The organism is Chryseobacterium sp. CBTAP 102 (assembly GCF_003201365.1).
GTDB lineage: Bacteria > Bacteroidota > Bacteroidia > Flavobacteriales > Weeksellaceae > Chryseobacterium > Chryseobacterium candidae.
The window spans coordinates 67,814-84,361 of sequence record NZ_QICX01000009.1 but is presented as its reverse complement, the minus strand read 5'-3'; the positions used below and the strand labels follow the sequence as shown (position 1 = coordinate 84,361).

Here is a 16,548-nt window from a genome sequence, read left to right as displayed (position 1 = left end):
TTTATTCAAATAAAAATGAAGTCAGCGGACTTGAAGCTTCAGCATGGTTAGTAATGGCACCCAATCCTGATTCAAAGGCTCTTCTTCCGGCAATCACCCCTTCTTTAAAAGCTAAAGCCATATTCAGCGGGTTTCCGGCAACGGCAATGGCAGTATTCACCAAAACGGCGTCTGCTCCCATTTCCATTGCTTTTGCAGCATCTGATGGCGCACCGATACCTGCATCTACTACGACAGGAACATTACTCTGACTGATGATGATTTCCAGAAAGTCTTGTGTTCTTAATCCTTTATTCGTCCCGATGGGTGCTCCCAAAGGCATTACCACTGATGTTCCGGCATCTTCCAGACGTTTGCACAAAACAGGATCGGCATGAATGTAAGGCATTACAACAAATCCTAATTTCGCCAGTTCTTCCGTGGCATATAATGTTTCAATAGGGTCCGGCAGTAAATATTTCGGATCCGGATGAATTTCCAGTTTTACCCAGTTCGTTTCCAGTGCTTCTCTGGCTAATTGTGCAGCCAATACAGCTTCTTTGGCAGTTCTCGCTCCGGAAGTATTCGGCAGAAGATGAACGTTGGTTTCTTTTAATGAATCAAGCAGACTGTCTTCACTGGATTTCGCATCAATTCTTTTTAGCGCCATTGTTACCATATTGGTTTCGGATGCGATAACAGATTGTACCATATCTCCCATACTTCCGAATTTTCCTGTTCCTAAAAACAGTCTTGATTCAAAAATTCTTCCTGCTATTTCTAATTTCTGATGGCTCATATCATTACTTTTTTTAGTTCATTAATAATTGATGGCTGTTTTGTGATCAGCCCGGAAACTGCAATGCCGTAAATTCCAATTTCCTGCAAGGGCAAAATATCTTCAAGGGTAACGCTTCCGATGGCAAATATCTTAGGGACATCTATTGATTTTTCCCTTAATCCATCAATGATATGCTGATATCCTTCAAACCCAAGAACAGGGCTTAGTTTTTCTTTGGTTGTGGTAAACCTCAATGGTCCTAAACCGATATAATCACAGGATTCTTTGATTCTCTGAATGACATCTGAAAGGGTATTAGCCGTTCCGCCAATCATTTTATTTTCGCCCAAGATCAACCTTGCGTCTTTAACGGCACTGTCGTTTAATCCTAAATGAACACCGTCAGCATCTATTTCTCTGGCTATTTGTACATGATCATTGATGATACAAACTGCCTGATATTCTGAACAAAGCTGTTTTGAAATTTCACAGAGTTTGATTAATTCGTTTTCAGGAGCATTTTTCCATCGAACCTGTACCCATTTAACCCCATTATCCAGCACTTTACGGACACAAAGTTCCTGTTCCCGGAAAGTATTTCCTTGTGATATGTATTGTAATTTTTCCATGTTTCTATGAATGCGTTCCCAATAAAGAGGGATTGCTTTTTAAAAATTTTTCGATATATAGTTTTCCGGTGCGGCATGCCTTTTCCATATTTTCGCCTTTCGCCAGTTCTGCAGTAATTGCTGAAGATAAAACACAGCCGGAACCATGCTTAGGGAAATAAATCGTATTACTTTCGGCCGGAACTAAAAGGGTTTCTTTTCCATTTTCAACTAAAGTATCTGTTCCTAAACGATCTTCACTATGCCCTCCTTTGATTAATAATGAACATTCATACGTATCCGGTAAAAGATGATACTGCTTTAAAACGTTGTATTCATTATAATTGGGAGTTATTAAACTCAACTTATTAATCATATTTTTCAATTGAGGAAGTGTTTCAGGATCAAAAAATGTGAATTCGGAAGTGCTTTTCAGAACGGGATCCCAAACGATTTTTACTTCAGAATCGCTTTCTTTAACCGTTTCTACAATCTTACTTAGAAATTCTGCATCTTTCACAATTCCAATTTTCACGGCTGAAACGGAATAATTATCCATCAGCACCTGAATCGCTTCAGTGATTTCATCTATAGGCCGCCATTCTAAGTTCAAGCATTTGGAAGCGGTTTGCAACGTCAATGCTGTACATACTCCCAGTCCCATTACCTTTGATTGCTCGAAGGTTTTACTGTCTGATAACAAGCCTGCTCCTCCACTTGGGTCGAAGCCTGCGATACTTATGACATAAGGACGTTCCTGCATTTTTTGAATACTTTTAAGGGTTCTTCACTTTCCCAGACAGCACCTAATAAGGCCACTCCATCTGCTCCTGCTTCGAAAACTTCATGGATATTATCCTGATTAATTCCTCCAAGAGCAATCAATTTTGCGTCCTGATTGTTCCGATGTTTTATCTCTTCTTTAATGGTTGAGTTCAATCCATACCCTTTTTTGGATATACTTGGAAAGAACGGACTTATGAAAGCATATTCCCATTCTTTTTCCAAAGTATTGTACGTTGCGATATCGTGTACCGAAGTTGAAATCATATTTTCTTCCGCAAAAGTTTTATATGTTCCTTCCTTTCGATCAATCTCCCTGAAATGAAATCTTGAAATAGTAAATTCCTTCCCCAGGTCGTAATGCGTATTCAGCACTAACTGTGAACGAAAAACTTCATCAATCTGCGTGATGAATTCAGTCATTTCATTCCGGCTGATCCATGGTTTACGGATGTGAAGCAGATCAAGACCTTCCTGAAACATTTGGTTAATACTATCAGTTTCGCTGGGCATAATCAATTCAGGAGTGATAACGATGATCATATATAGATTTCTTTCCCTTTTTCAATAAATTCCTGTGATTTATCCAGCATACCCTGTTCCGCAGATTCACGAATTTCCTGTGTAATTTTCATGGAACAGAATTTCGGTCCGCACATGGAACAGAAATGGGCAATTTTCGCACCTTCCGCCGGTAATGTTTCATCATGATAAGCTCTTGCTGTCTCTGGATCTAATGAAAGGTTAAACTGATCTTCCCATCTGAATTCAAACCTGGCTTTACTTAATGCGTTGTCTCTGTACTGTGCGCCCGGATGACCTTTTGCTAAATCCGCTGCGTGGGCAGCCAGTTTATAAGTGATTACTCCAACTTTTACATCATCTTTATTCGGAAGACCTAAATGTTCTTTCGGTGTTACATAGCAAAGCATGGCACAACCAAACCAACCAATCATCGCTGCCCCGATTCCTGAAGTAATATGATCATAACCTGGAGCAATATCCGTTGTTAACGGCCCTAAAGTATAGAAAGGAGCTTCATGGCATTCTTCCAATTGCTTTTCCATATTTTCTTTGATCATGTGCATCGGAACATGGCCTGGTCCTTCAATCATTACCTGTACATTGTGCTTCCATGCAATTTTGGTGAGTTCACCTAAAGTTTCCAGTTCTGCAAACTGAGCGGCATCATTAGCATCTGCAATAGATCCGGGACGAAGACCATCTCCTAAAGAGAAAGCTACGTCATACTTCTTCATGATCTCGCAAATCTCCTCAAAATGAGTGTATAAGAAACTTTCTTTATGATGGAATAAACACCATTTTGCCATAATAGATCCTCCTCTGGAAACAATTCCGGTCACTCTTTTTGCTGTTAAATGGATATATCTCAACAGAACTCCGGCATGGATCGTGAAATAGGAAACTCCCTGCTCTGCCTGTTCAATAAGGGTATCTCTGAAGATTTCCCACGTCAGGTCTTCGGGAACACCTTTCACTTTTTCCAGGGCCTGATAAATAGGAACCGTACCAATAGGAACCGGACTGTTTCTGATGATCCACTCTCTTGTTTCGTGAATATTTTTTCCGGTTGAAAGATCCATAATGGTATCAGCGCCCCATCGGCAGGCCCATACCGCTTTTTCTACTTCTTCTTCAATACTGGATGAAACGGCACTGTTGCCAATATTGGCATTGATTTTCACCAGAAAGTTTCTTCCGATGATCATCGGTTCACTTTCCGGATGGTTGATATTATTGGGAATGATGGCTCTTCCGGCAGCTATTTCGTCCCTTACAAATTCAGGAGTGATCTTGCTTTTCGGAGTATTGGCTCCAAAGCTGTGCCCGGGATGTTGAAAAGCCATTTCTTTAGATACAGAATCAAGCTGTTCTATTCTTTGATTTTCCCTGATCGCCACATATTCCATTTCCGGAGTAATGATTCCCTGTTTTGCATAATAAAGCTGTGTAACTTCTTTTCCTTCCTGTGCTACTTTAGGTTTATGATCATAAGAAAATCTTAATTCATCAAGACGCGGATCTGCCAAACGGGCTTTCCCGTATTCAGAAGTAATTCCGTCTAAGATATTCACATCATTTCTATCCAGAATCCATTGTTCTCTGATTCTTGGAAGCCCTTTCTGAATATCAATAACCGCATTTTCGTCGGTATAAGGACCTGAAGTGTCATAAATCGTTACCGGAGCATTATATTCAAAGCCGCCATTGGTCAATTTGGTCGGACTAAGCTGTATTTCACGCATGGCTACATTGATAGGATGTAATGTTCCTTCAACATAGATTTTCTTTGAGTTCGGAAATGGCGAACATGTAATGGAGTGAGCCATAAGTTTTGGGTATTAAATATGAGAATTAACCGCCCTGAGTGGCAGTAATGATTAAAATTGAATCGTTGTTATTGAGGATGGTTTCCGCCCAGACTGAGAGGGGAATAATGCGATTGTTGAGAGCTACAGCAATACCTTTCTTATTTCCGGGTAACTCAATAGCCAATAATGCTTCCAGGTTTTCGGGAAGTACATCAAATGTTTTTCGGGTGTGGTTGATTATAAGTTCCATTCCTAATATTTTACATATACTTTAGGAATGGCCATTATTGTACAATAGAATGTACAGCAAAAGTCATCTACTTTTCCCTACGCTGGTATGATCCAGATCAGGTTCAAAGGGTAAAGTCTCAGTCTGTTGGTAACAGACACCCCTAAAGTTGGCAACGAAGTTAGACATTATTTTGTAATAAGCAAAATTTTTTGAAACTACCTTCGAAATCTGGTATTGTAAAAAGTCTGCCTCAAATTGAGACAGACTTTATTTTATATTGATCGTTTTAAGATTTTTATTATTTATTCTTCACAAGCTCTCCAGATCGCATCATTCTGCGGAACAGGAGCTATGATTTCAATATTTTCTTTGGTTACAGGATGAATAAATTCCAGTTTTCTTGCATGAAGATTGATTCCTCCGTCAGGGTTGGAACGTGGTGCTCCATATTTCAGATCTCCTTTGATCGGAATTCCTGTTTTGGATAATTGCGCTCTTATCTGATGATGTCTTCCGGTTTCAAGATCAATTTCAAGAAGTAGGTAATTATCAAGAGTCTTAATCACATTATAAGTTAAGATCGCTTCTTTTGCTCCTTCGGTAGCTTTAGAAAAAACAATGGCTTTATTATTCTTTTCGTTTTTCTTTAAATAATGAACCAGTCTCTGGCTTTGAGGAATCATTTCTTTTCCCACAACTGCCCAGTATGTCTTTTTCACTTCACGATTTTTCACCATCTGTGTCAAACGGGAAAGCGCTTTGGAAGTTTTTGCATAGATTACCAGCCCGGAGGTTGGGCGGTCTATACGATGAACCAAGCCGAGAAAAACATTTCCCGGCTTAGCATCTCTTATTTTTATAAAATTCTTGATAGATTCTAATAGTGATTCATCGCCTGTTTTATCGCCCTGTACAAGCTGACCCACCTTTTTATTAATCACCAGAAGATGGTTGTCTTCATATATAATCTGCTCCTTCATACTTTTTCAGTCTATCTTCTTCTGTTGGATAATGACAGGATAATTCCCGCCAAAAGCCCCACGGTTTTTACAGCCGAAAGTTTTGAGCCTTCCGGAATAAATGCTCCGAATACACAGATAGCTGCTGCAGCATACATAGCATAAACAAAATTCTTATTCGTAAGCAGCGGAGCCTGAATAAAGAAGCTCGCTCCTATCAGCACATAAAATACTTTTCTTGAAAGTAAATGATTGATTTCCGGAGAGAATAAATTAAACCATCCTACAGCAAGACAAATCAGTGCTGCAATAGATAATATTCCCTGAATAGATTGTTGATTCTGCATAGATTAATAGCTTTCGTTTTCGTTGGGAAACTCTACACTTTTCACATCTTTCACATATTGAGAAACTGCTCCTGTAATTTCTGTATAAAGGTCAAGATATCTTCTTAAGAATTTCGGGCTGAAGCCTTTGTTCATTCCTACCATATCATGATACACCAAAACCTGCCCGTCACACTCTGCTCCGGCACCGATTCCGATAGTAGGAATAGAAATACTTTCAGTTACTTTTTTCGCCAATTCCGCAGGTATTTTTTCCAGTACTACAGAAAAACAGCCTAATTCTTCCAAAAGCTGAGCATCAGCAATCAGTTTTTCAGCTTCTGCCTCTTCCTTTGCTCTTACTTTATACGTTCCGAATTTATAGATAGACTGTGGGGTTAATCCCAAATGTCCCATTACCGGAATTCCAGCATTGATGATCTTTTTGATAGACTTGGAGATTTCTTTTCCACCTTCAATTTTCACCGCATGCGCTCCACCTTCCTTCATCATTCTTACCGCAGATTCCAATGCTTTTTCAGGATTACTCTGATAAGTTCCGAAAGGTAAATCTGCTACCACCAAAGCTCTGTCGGTTCCTCTTACCACACTTTGAGCATGATAGATCATTTGATCCAGTGTAATAGGCAATGTAGTTTCAAAACCAGCCATGACATTCGCTGCAGAGTCTCCAATCAAAATAGCATCTACTCCACCTGCATCTACCATCTTTGCAGTGGTAAAATCATAGGCGGTAAGCATTGTTATTTTTTCCTTGTCGAATTTCATTTTACGCAAGGTTTCAGTCGTAACTTTTTTAATTTCAGAGTGAACAGACATAATTTATCTATTTTTAAAAGTTAAAAAGTCGGCCTTGAGCCGACTTAAGTTTTTTGTATGATTTATAAAACTACGTGACCGAGTTTCATGAGTTTGTCGTGATTTAAAATCTTGATATTTCTTCCGTCAACTTCAATCAGACTGTCCTGTTTGAATTCGGAGATCAGACGGATGGCACTTTCTGTAGCAGTACCGATAATATTGGCAATTTCTTCTCTCGTTAATGAGATCTTAATAAAGCCTTCAGGATCTACACCCAGTTTCTGTTCCAGCAGCAAAAGAATTTCTGCCAGTCTTTCTCTTACCGTTTTCTGAGCAAGGAAAGTAATGGTATTGGAAGATTCTCCTAATTCGTAGGAGATTTTCTGAAGCATTACGAAAGACAGCTGTGGATCTACTTCAAGCAGATACATAAAGATATCCGCAGGTAAGAATACACATTCAATATCTGTCATGGCTTCTGCTTTGGCCTGGAAGTTTTCCCCGCAAAGCAAAGAACGATAGCCGATGATATCTCCTTCTTTGATAAATCTTAAAATCTGATCCTTACCGAACGCACCTGATTTCGAAAGTTTGGCAGCACCTTTCTCCAGAACAAACACTCCTTTCGGAGTTTCGCCATCCTCGAAAATGGTATCATGTTTCTGAAAACTCAGTTTCTTTTTGCCATTAATATATTTTTCAAAATCTGCGCTAGAAAGTCTTTCTTTAAATGATTTATCATTAAAAACTCTGGCGAACCTCTCTTCAATTGCTATCTGTTGTTCCTGCGGCATTTTATATGATATTTATCACAAAAATAGAACTTTTTAACGCGATAAACAAAAAAATTTGTTATAATTTTGTAGTTCAATATTTTATGGGGTGAGCGAGAACTGTTTTCATTGTGGTCAAGGGATAGAAAAAGAGAGAATTTTATTTGATGAAAAGACTTTCTGCTGTAACGGATGTAAGTCTGTTTACGAGATTCTAAATTTAAATCATTTAGGCAACTTCTATGAGCTTAATAAAGGAGCGGGAATTCGTCCGAATGATGAAAATTCTTCTCAATTTGATTACCTGGACACACCGGAAATCTTTGAAAAAGTGACTGATTTTTCTGAAGGAAACACCAGTCTTGTCACCTTCAAAATCCCTGTCATTCACTGTTCTTCGTGTATCTGGCTATTGGAAAGCCTTCATACGTTAAATAAGCATATTAAATATTCGCAGGTTAATTTCACAAGAAAGACCTTACAGATTTCATTCAATCATAACGACATGAAATTAAGCGAACTAGCTAAATTTTTAACGAATCTAGGATATAAGCCCGTTATCAGCCTTGAAACTGCCGATAAAAATGAAGATCATCTTGACAAATCTTTATTGGTAAAGTTTGCCATCGCTGCTTTTGCTTTTGGTAACGGAATGTTCCTTGCCTTTCCTGAGTACATAGGTGGAGAAGATTATTGGATGGACCATTATAAGGGATTATTCAGAACCTTGATATTCCTTTTGGCAACACCTGTTGTATTTTATTCAGCATCAGATTATTATAAATCCGCATGGTACGGTTTAAAAAATAAGATCGTCAACATTGATGTTCCGATTGTCTTGGGAATTTTTGTTCTCTACGGAAGAAGTATCTACGAAGTGGTAACAGATTATGGTCCAGGATATTTCGATACTCTTTGCGGGTTATTATTCTTCATGCTTCTTGGGAAAATTTTCCAAAAAAGAACGTACAGCGCCCTATCCTATGACCGGGATTACAAATCTTTCTACCCGATTGCAGTAACGAAAGTTGATTTCGAAGGAAAACAGGACAATATTCTATTGTCTGAAATAAAAGTAGGTGATAGAATCCTGGTAAGAAATCAGGAAATTATCCCCGTAGATGCGATCCTGATCAACGGAGAGGGAAACATTGACAACAGTTTCATCACCGGAGAAAGTGAAAGCATCAGCAAACAGCCTGGTGATAAGATTTTTGCCGGAGGAAAGCAGATAGGATCGTCTCTGGAACTGGAAGTTATCAAAGATGTAGACCAGAGTTACCTTACTCAGCTTTGGAATAAAGAAGCATTCAAAAAACATGAAACCGGGCTTGACACGTTAACAAACAACATCAGTAAATATTTCACATTCATCATTTTAGGCATTGCTCTTGTTGCAGGAATTTATTGGGCATTTATTGATTTAGAGAAGATGTTCCAGGTTATTTCTGCCATTCTGATCATTGCATGTCCCTGTGCACTTGCCCTGTCTGCTCCGTTCACTTTTGGACACATTATGAGGATTTTAGGCCGAAACAAGTTTTATGTAAAAGATACTTTAACGATTGAAAAAATCGCGAGACTTGATACAATTGTTTTCGATAAAACAGGAACGATCACTCACAGGAAAAAATCCAATATCAAGTACGAAGGATCTGAGATCAACGAATTTGATACTCTGAACATTAAGACGTTATTGAAGAACTCCAACCACCCGCTTTCAAAATCATTGTACGAATTCATTGAAGTGAAAGATGAGTATTTCCCTGTAGAGAAATTTGTTGAAATTTCAGGGAAAGGATATGAAGCCAGCATAAGAGGAAATCTCTATAAAATCGGATCTGCCCGCTACAACAACCAGGAGCCTAAAAATCTCGAAACAGCAGTTTACATCAGCAAAAATGGAGAATACTTAGGTAAATTTATCTTTAAGAATGAGTATCGTCCGAAACTGAGAGAGCTTTTCACAAAGCTTACCCACTACAAAATATTTATCCTGAGCGGAGACAATTCCTCAGAAGAAAACCAGCTTAAAGAGCTTATTCCAAACTACAAAGGAATGTCCTTTAATCAAAGCCCGGAAGATAAGCTAAACTACATCAAATCCCTTCAGGATCAGCACTTAAAAGTAGCAATGCTTGGAGACGGACTTAATGATGCAGGAGCATTAAAACAAAGTAATGTAGGAATTGCTATTGCTGATGATACAAACAGCTTTACCCCATCTTCTGATGTCATTATGAATGGAGATAAAGTAGTTACTCTTGACAATTATCTGAACGTTTGCAAAGGTTCCATCACGATTGTGAAAATGACATTTATAATCAGTTTTTTATACAATATTGTTGGTTTAAGTTACGCTGTTACAGGACATATGCATCCGCTCTTCGCTGCAATCATTATGCCAATCAGTTCAATTACGGTGGTTACCTTTACCACAGTTTCTACCTGGATTTTAGGCCGTAAATATTTCAAAAAACAGGCGTAAAAGCCCTTATTTAGACTGATTTTAAATTAGCTGAAATCGGCATTTCGTGATGAATGTCATTATTTTTCACTAAATTTGAAACCCGAAAATAGGTTAATTTTGTTGTCCAATGGATATTCTATATTTAATGATCCTCTGCAGTGTTTCTTTGGCTGCGATTTTCTTGGTCGTATTTATAGTGTATGCCCGAAAAGGACAGTTTGAAGATGATGAATCTCCTGCTGTCAGAATCCTTTTTGATGACGAAAAAGTCAAAGAAAAAGATGCAACCGGCGACAAAAATAAAGACGAGAAAGAAATAGGAGAAAATAATAAAAATTGAGAAAAATAGTGAATAGTTGATATGGAAACACAGAAGTTTAGTTATGACAATAGTATTGTCCGTGCGTTCCTTTATGCGACCTTAGTTTTCGGTCTCATTGGATTTACGTTCGGGCTTACGGCGGCATTAATGCTTTTCTACCCGGAATTACCTGAATTCTTTTTCGGGACGGATGACACAACCATTAAAAGTTTGGCATCGGGTAACATTGAAGGGTTAATAAACACTCATGGTGCGTTTGGTTTTGGTAGAATCAGAATGCTGCACACCAACACCGTAATCTTTGCATTCGTTTGTAACATCGTTTACACGGGTATTTATTACTCATTACAGAGATTATTAAAAACAAGAATGTACAGTGACACCCTGTCTTGGTTACATTTCTGGACCTGGCAGTTTATGATCGTTGCTACGTTCGTTACGTTCTTTATGGGAATCAATACCTCTAAGGAATATGCTGAACATGAGTGGCCGATCGACATATTGATCGCATTCTCATGGATCATTTTTGGTATCAATATGTTCCTGACTATTTCTAAGAGAAGAGTGAGACACCTTTACGTAGCCATCTGGTTCTACATTGGTACATGGATTGCAGTAGCAATGCTTCACATCTTCAACAACCTTGAAGTACCTCTATCTTTCACAGGCTGGAAATCTTATTCAGCATACGCAGGGGTAAAAGATGCTATTGTACAGTGGTGGTATGGACACAATGCGGTTGCATTCGTATTGACAACTCCGGTTCTGGGTTTAATGTATTACTTCCTTCCGAAGGCTGCAGACAGACCGGTATTCTCGTATAAATTGTCTATTATTCACTTCTGGTCATTAATTTTCGTATATATCTGGGCTGGTCCTCACCACCTTCAGTATACAGCTCTTCCAGCTTGGGCTCAGGCAGTAGGAACAGGTTTCTCTATCATGCTTATTGCACCATCTTGGGGAGGTATGTTAAATGGTCTTCTTACACTAAGAGGAGCTTGGGATAAAGTAAGAGAAAACCCTATCCTTAAGTTCTTCGTAGTAGCTGTTACCTGTTATGGTATGGCAACGTTTGAAGGACCGCTTTTGGCAACTAAAAACATCAACAAAATTGGTCACTTTACAGACTGGGTTATCGGTCACGTACACTTAGGAGCTCTTGGATGGAATGGTTTCATGGCATTCGGGGTTATCTATTATTTGGTACCAATCATGTGGAGAACAAAACTTTGGTCTGTAAAATTAGCTAACTGGCATTTCTGGTTAGGTACTTTAGGAATTATTTTCTATGCAGTTCCAATGTATATTTCAGGATTTACACAAGGATTAATGTGGAAGCAGTTCAACCCGGACGGAACCTTATTATGGAAAAACTGGCTGGATACGGTAACGGCAATTATTCCTTACTTCAAAATGAGATTCGTAGGAGGTTTATTCTATATCTCAGGATCTATCCTAATGATTGTAAACGTAATCGCTACAGTAAGAAAAGGATCATTCCAGAAAGAAGTTCCTGCTGAAGCTCCTGCGTTGGCTAACATCAGCAAAAACAGAAAAGAAGGAGAAGGTACTCACCTTTGGCTGGAAAGAACTCCGGTATTATTAGGTATCCTATCTTTCATCACGATATCTATCGGTAGTTCAATTGAAATTATCCCTACACTATCTCTTAAGAAAAGTGTACCTACAATTTCTGCAGTGAAGCCTTATTCACCGCTGGAACTTGAAGGTAGAGATATCTATATTCGTGAGGGATGTAACGCTTGTCACTCTCAGATGATCAGACCATTCAGAGATGAGATTACAAGATTCAACGGTAAAAACGGACAATACTCCAAAGCTGGAGAATTCGTATACGACAGACCATTCCTATGGGGTTCTAAGAGAACAGGACCGGATTTACATAGAGAAGGTGGTAAAAACCCAAGTTCTTGGCACTATAAGCACATGTATAACCCAAGATCAACTTCTGCAGGTTCTATCATGCCTCGTTATCCTTGGTTAATTGCTACTGACTTAGACAGAACCAAGATGGTAGACAAAATGAAGCTGATGAAGAATGTATTCGATGTACCTTATACTAAGGCTGAAATCGATTCTGCAGACAAGTGGGCTAATAACCAATCGGCAAAAATTGTGAAAGATATCTTCTCCGAAGCGAATGACCTTAAGCAGGCCTACGCGAAGAGACCTCAGGGAGAATTAGAGAAAAAAGAAATTGTAGCTCTTATTTCTTATCTTCAGAGATTAGGTACGGATATCAAAACAACTGAAATCAAAACAGCAAGTAATAACTAAAAAACATTAAAAAGTTCATACTATGATTCCTCAGAACTTTAAAGATATATTATCCAATACTGAAAATGCTGGCTTCTACCAGACACTGGCTCTGATTTTCTTTATGCTGTTCTTCGTCGCATTAGTAATCTATGTTTTTAGCAGACCTAAAAAATATTACAAAGAAGAAGAAGAGGCACCGCTTGGGGATGATGAAGATGACGATTTTAATTTAAAAAATTAAACTATTTTTTATGAAACAAAGAACACCTGTTGTTATAAACATCTTAATAATAATCGGACTTTTAATAGTTTTTTATTATTTATTTGTACAGAGCTACGCGTTCCTTTCTTCACCTTACTTCTGGGGAACTGTTGTTATCGCTGGGATCCTTGCTTATATTCATGCAGCTATCGGAGACCTTATTGAGAACAACAAATTCAAGAAATTATCTCCTGAAGAAAAGGCAGCTTATTTAGCTGAAAAGAAAGTACCTTATTTTAAAAGATTGTACCAAAGTGCGTTCAAAAAGCAATCTGCTTCTGAAGAAAAAGATATCCTTATCGACCATGGTTTTGACGGGATCATGGAGTTGGATAACCAGTTACCGAAATGGTGGGTAGGCTTATTCTATTTTGGGACCGCTTTTTGTATTGTATATATTGCAGCATACTCTTTCACAGACTTCGCTCACCCGTTAAGCGAATATGAAAAAGAATATAAAGAGCAGCTAGCTAGTATTGAAGAATACCAGAAATCTCAGCCTCCTGTAACAATTGAAACAGCAAAATATTCAGCTGATAACATTGCAGAAGGTAAAGAATTATTCAAAACAAACTGTGCATCTTGTCACAAAGAAGACGGTAGTGGAGGTATCGGACCCAACCTTACTGATAACTACTGGATCAACCAGCCTGAGAAAACGTTATTCAAAAACGTATTCCATATGGACTGGAATGGTTCTCCTACCAACCCTTCGATGAGAGCATTCGGTAAAAACGGAGAAGTTTCAGGTGCAGAGATTGAGAAGATTGCAGCGTATGTATATCACATCAACCAGGAACAACCACCAGTGACTCCGGCTCAGGGAGGAGCAGCTCCTCAGGGAACTGAAGCACATTGGGAAAAAGAATAATTTAAAAAATTAGAAAATATATGAAAAAAACATAATTTGTTATTAGATTAAAATAGTAACGAATTATGTTTTTTCTTTTTTAAAACCTATTACATATGTCAGACATAGAAGAAATAGAAGTACGCGGCGGACAGGGACAGGTTCTGGACCCTGAGACTTACAGAGATTCTATAGGGACAATGGAGCAATCCGGAAAAAGAAGATGGGTCTTTCCAAGAAAACCTAAAGGAAAGTACACCAACTATAGAAACATTGTAAGCTATTTACTCTTAATTGTTTATTTTACATTACCATTCATCAAAATCAATGGTAACCCATTATTGATGTTTAATGTTATAGACAGGGAGTTTTTCATCTTTGGACAGCCTTTCTATCCACAGGACTTTTTTATCCTCACTTTAGGTGCTATTGCCTCTTTAATCTTTATTATTGTTTTTACGATTGCGTTCGGAAGAATTTTCTGCGGGTGGATTTGCCCTCAGACAATTTTTATGGAATCTATCTTCCGTAAAATCGAATACCTGATTGAAGGTGACAGAAATAAGCAAATGAAGCTGGACAGACAGGAGTGGAACAGTGAGAAAATCTGGAAAAGAAGCTTAAAATGGTCTGTTTACATTATCATTTCATTAATCATCACTCACTTCATGTTCATGTATATCGTAGGATATGAAGAAGTATTTAAAATTGTTGGTGAAGGGCCATTTGCACACCCTACCAATTTTATTGTAATGATTCTTCTTACCGCAGCATTTTACTTTGTATTTGCATGGTTCAGAGAACAGGTTTGTACATTGGTTTGTCCTTACGGAAGACTTCAGGGTGTATTGATTGATAAAGATACCATCAATGTTTTCTACGATTTCAAAAGAGGAGAAAACAGATCAAAATGGAGAAAAGGAGAAGACAGAAAAGCGGCAGGTAAAGGAGACTGTATAGACTGTCATCAATGCGTCGTAGTTTGTCCTACAGGAATTGATATCAGAGACGGACAGCAGCTGGAATGTATTAACTGTACGGCGTGTATTGATGCTTGTGATGAAGTCATGGAAAAAGTAGGCCTTCCAAAAGGACTGATCCGATATGCTTCTGAAAATGAAATTGAAAAAGAAACTCAGTTCAAGTTTACAGGAAGAATGAAAGGTTTTTCAATATTCCTGTTGCTTCTTGTAGGATTCTTAGGATATCTTCTGTATAGCCGCGGTGAAATGGAGGCCAAGTTCATTAAACCGGCAGGTAGCACTTTTTTTGTAAGAGACGGTAAAATTACCAATACTTATAATTATACTTTCCTTAATAAAACGAACGATAAAAAAATCGTTACCATTAAAGTAATTGATCCGGCACATGGGGAAATTACCTATAGTGCATCCAGTAAGATTCAGGTAGACAGAGATAAAATTTCAAAAGGAACAATCAATATCAGTTTCCCTGAAGGTGATATGAAACTCTCTAAGCAGAATATCACCATTGGTGTTTACGATATGAAAGGTAAACTGATTGATTCATACCAGACTTATTTTGAAGGACCTTTCAAACTGCAATTTTAATTAGAAAAAAATGAAGAACTTTAGTTGGGGACATGGTGTTGTCATTGCATTATTAGCATTTATTATCTTTATATTATCCATGATGTTTCTTTTCCCGAACGGACAGAAGAACTCTGAAATGGTTACAGATAATTATTATGAAGAGGAGTTGAAGTATCAGGATGTCATTGATGCGAAGAAAAAAGCAGATGAACTGCAGCAAAAACCTGTATACAGCCAGGATACCCAAGGAATAAAAATTACTTTTCCAAAAGAATATAACAACTCCAATACTACGGTAAAATTTGTTTTAAACAGAACCGACGACCAGAATTTAGACATCAAAAAATCTGTTCAGCTTGATGCCGCCCAGTCTTTCACCATCCCTGCACAGGTACTGAAAATGGGTAATTATACACTAAGACTGAGCTGGACTAAAGACAAAACAGACTACCGAATGGATTATGACGTGATATGGAAATAGGACTTATTGTATCGGCTATTGCATTAGGCTTTGCTTCCGGTTTTCACTGTATCGGAATGTGTGGTCCTATTGCCCTGTCGATGGGATTAACTAAAAAACAAGCCGCCAATTACTATCTTCAGAACCTTACCTATCAGTTTGGGAGAATTTTCACCTATTCATTATTGGGTGCGCTTCTGGGTATTATCGGACAGGGATTTGAAATGGCAGGCTTTCAGAAATACCTGACGATCACTGCAGGAGTTCTTCTGATTATTATGGCTGTATTTTCATTCGGAGGAAAAGATTTTGCCTCAAAAATCCCTTTCCTCTCCAAATTCCTATACACCGTAAAAATGAACCTGGGAAGACTTCTTCAGAAGGCGGATTACCGTTCAAGATTTACAACAGGCCTTCTGAATGGTTTCTTACCGTGCGGAATGGTTTATATGGCCCTTACAGCCAGTCTTGCAGGCGGAGGAATATGGCAGGGAGCTTTATATATGGCCTTATTCGGTCTTGGAACCCTTCCGTTTATGTTTGCTATTGTTTTAGCCGGAAATCTTATGAATCAGGCTTTCAGGATAAAAGTATTGAAAGCGGTTCCGGTAATCATGATCATTTTAGGAGGATTATTTATTCTGAGAGGCCTTGAACTCGGAATTCCATATGTTTCTCCCAAAGCAGAAGCTATGAAGATTATTAAAGATCCAAACGGAGCTGTAAACTGTCATTAAATTAGTATATTAAAT

General features: G+C 38.3%; 18 protein-coding genes and 1 riboswitch. Of the genes, 8 read left to right on the top strand and 10 right to left on the bottom strand.

Translation table 11 applies throughout. The annotated features are described in order from the left end of the window. Position 1: 1 nt before the first annotated feature. The 10 genes from C8D70_RS13585 to C8D70_RS13540 all read right to left on the bottom strand — a co-directional run bounded on the left by C8D70_RS13585 (position 2) and on the right by C8D70_RS13540 (position 7,617). The gene (locus C8D70_RS13585) at positions 2 to 778 is read right to left on the bottom strand and encodes a thiazole synthase (RefSeq protein WP_110367661.1); all 777 of its coding nucleotides are present in this window, start codon (positions 776 to 778) and stop codon (positions 2 to 4) included. Further along, positions 775 to 1,389, bottom strand: a complete 615-nt coding sequence (gene thiE, locus C8D70_RS13580; protein WP_110367660.1) for a thiamine phosphate synthase — start codon at positions 1,387 to 1,389, stop codon at positions 775 to 777. The genes C8D70_RS13585 and thiE overlap by 4 nt, the downstream gene beginning before the upstream one ends. Positions 1,390 to 1,393: 4 nt before the next feature. Next, positions 1,394 to 2,131: a hydroxymethylpyrimidine/phosphomethylpyrimidine kinase gene (locus C8D70_RS13575; protein WP_110367659.1), complete on the bottom strand. Its 738-nt coding sequence runs from the start codon at positions 2,129 to 2,131 to the stop codon at positions 1,394 to 1,396. Next, complete coding sequence (locus C8D70_RS13570; RefSeq protein ID WP_110367658.1) at positions 2,107 to 2,694, bottom strand: thiamine phosphate synthase; 588 nt, start codon at positions 2,692 to 2,694, stop codon at positions 2,107 to 2,109. Before C8D70_RS13570 ends, C8D70_RS13575 begins: the two co-directional genes overlap by 25 nt. Beyond that, a complete protein-coding gene (gene thiC, locus C8D70_RS13565) occupies positions 2,691 to 4,502 on the bottom strand; it encodes a phosphomethylpyrimidine synthase ThiC (RefSeq protein WP_110367657.1) in 1,812 nt (603 codons plus the stop codon). The genes C8D70_RS13570 and thiC overlap by 4 nt, the downstream gene beginning before the upstream one ends. A 25-nt stretch (positions 4,503 to 4,527) precedes the next feature. Then, positions 4,528 to 4,734, bottom strand: coding sequence for a sulfur carrier protein ThiS (thiS, locus tag C8D70_RS13560; protein WP_076595429.1), 207 nt, complete (start codon positions 4,732 to 4,734; stop codon positions 4,528 to 4,530). A 57-nt stretch (positions 4,735 to 4,791) separates the two neighbouring features. Further along, a riboswitch (TPP riboswitch) is annotated at positions 4,792 to 4,888 on the bottom strand. A gap of 130 nt (positions 4,889 to 5,018) precedes the next feature. Further along, positions 5,019 to 5,696: an RluA family pseudouridine synthase gene (locus C8D70_RS13555; protein WP_076595428.1), complete on the bottom strand. Its 678-nt coding sequence runs from the start codon at positions 5,694 to 5,696 to the stop codon at positions 5,019 to 5,021. 11 nt (positions 5,697 to 5,707) lie between these two features. Continuing rightward, positions 5,708 to 6,022, bottom strand: a complete 315-nt coding sequence (locus tag C8D70_RS13550) for a hypothetical protein (RefSeq protein ID WP_047377337.1) — start codon at positions 6,020 to 6,022, stop codon at positions 5,708 to 5,710. A 3-nt stretch (positions 6,023 to 6,025) separates the two neighbouring features. After that, a complete protein-coding gene (gene panB, locus C8D70_RS13545; protein ID WP_076595427.1) occupies positions 6,026 to 6,841 on the bottom strand; it encodes a 3-methyl-2-oxobutanoate hydroxymethyltransferase in 816 nt (271 codons plus the stop codon). Between the two features lie 62 nt (positions 6,842 to 6,903). After that, a complete protein-coding gene (locus C8D70_RS13540; protein WP_034692595.1) occupies positions 6,904 to 7,617 on the bottom strand; it encodes a Crp/Fnr family transcriptional regulator in 714 nt (237 codons plus the stop codon). A gap of 88 nt (positions 7,618 to 7,705) precedes the next feature. Between C8D70_RS13540 and C8D70_RS13535 the strand changes: the two genes are divergently transcribed. The 8 genes from C8D70_RS13535 (at position 7,706) to C8D70_RS13500 (ending at position 16,533) form a co-directional block, all read left to right on the top strand. Then, positions 7,706 to 10,084: a heavy metal translocating P-type ATPase gene (locus C8D70_RS13535; RefSeq protein ID WP_110367656.1), complete on the top strand. Its 2,379-nt coding sequence runs from the start codon at positions 7,706 to 7,708 to the stop codon at positions 10,082 to 10,084. 109 nt (positions 10,085 to 10,193) lie between these two features. Next, positions 10,194 to 10,406 carry a cbb3-type cytochrome oxidase assembly protein CcoS gene (gene ccoS, locus C8D70_RS13530; protein ID WP_076595425.1) on the top strand — a complete coding sequence of 71 codons (213 nt, stop codon included), beginning with the start codon at positions 10,194 to 10,196 and terminating at the stop codon, positions 10,404 to 10,406. A 21-nt stretch (positions 10,407 to 10,427) separates the two neighbouring features. Next, positions 10,428 to 12,689, top strand: a complete 2,262-nt coding sequence (ccoN, locus tag C8D70_RS13525; RefSeq protein WP_076595424.1) for a cytochrome-c oxidase, cbb3-type subunit I — start codon at positions 10,428 to 10,430, stop codon at positions 12,687 to 12,689. A gap of 22 nt (positions 12,690 to 12,711) precedes the next feature. Next, on the top strand, positions 12,712 to 12,912 hold the full coding sequence (locus tag C8D70_RS13520) for a cbb3-type cytochrome oxidase subunit 3 (protein WP_076595423.1): 201 nt from the start codon (positions 12,712 to 12,714) through the stop codon (positions 12,910 to 12,912). Between the two features lie 10 nt (positions 12,913 to 12,922). Continuing rightward, positions 12,923 to 13,804 (top strand): cbb3-type cytochrome c oxidase N-terminal domain-containing protein, encoded by an 882-nt coding sequence (locus tag C8D70_RS13515; protein WP_076595422.1) that lies wholly within the window; start codon positions 12,923 to 12,925, stop codon positions 13,802 to 13,804. A gap of 95 nt (positions 13,805 to 13,899) precedes the next feature. Then, entirely contained in the window at positions 13,900 to 15,354 is a 1,455-nt protein-coding gene (ccoG, locus tag C8D70_RS13510) for a cytochrome c oxidase accessory protein CcoG (RefSeq protein ID WP_076595421.1), read from the top strand. Between the two features lie 10 nt (positions 15,355 to 15,364). Next, positions 15,365 to 15,817: a FixH family protein gene (locus tag C8D70_RS13505; protein ID WP_110367655.1), complete on the top strand. Its 453-nt coding sequence runs from the start codon at positions 15,365 to 15,367 to the stop codon at positions 15,815 to 15,817. Then, positions 15,808 to 16,533 carry a sulfite exporter TauE/SafE family protein gene (locus C8D70_RS13500; protein ID WP_110367654.1) on the top strand — a complete coding sequence of 242 codons (726 nt, stop codon included), beginning with the start codon at positions 15,808 to 15,810 and terminating at the stop codon, positions 16,531 to 16,533. Before C8D70_RS13505 ends, C8D70_RS13500 begins: the two co-directional genes overlap by 10 nt. Positions 16,534 to 16,548 lie beyond the last annotated feature (15 nt).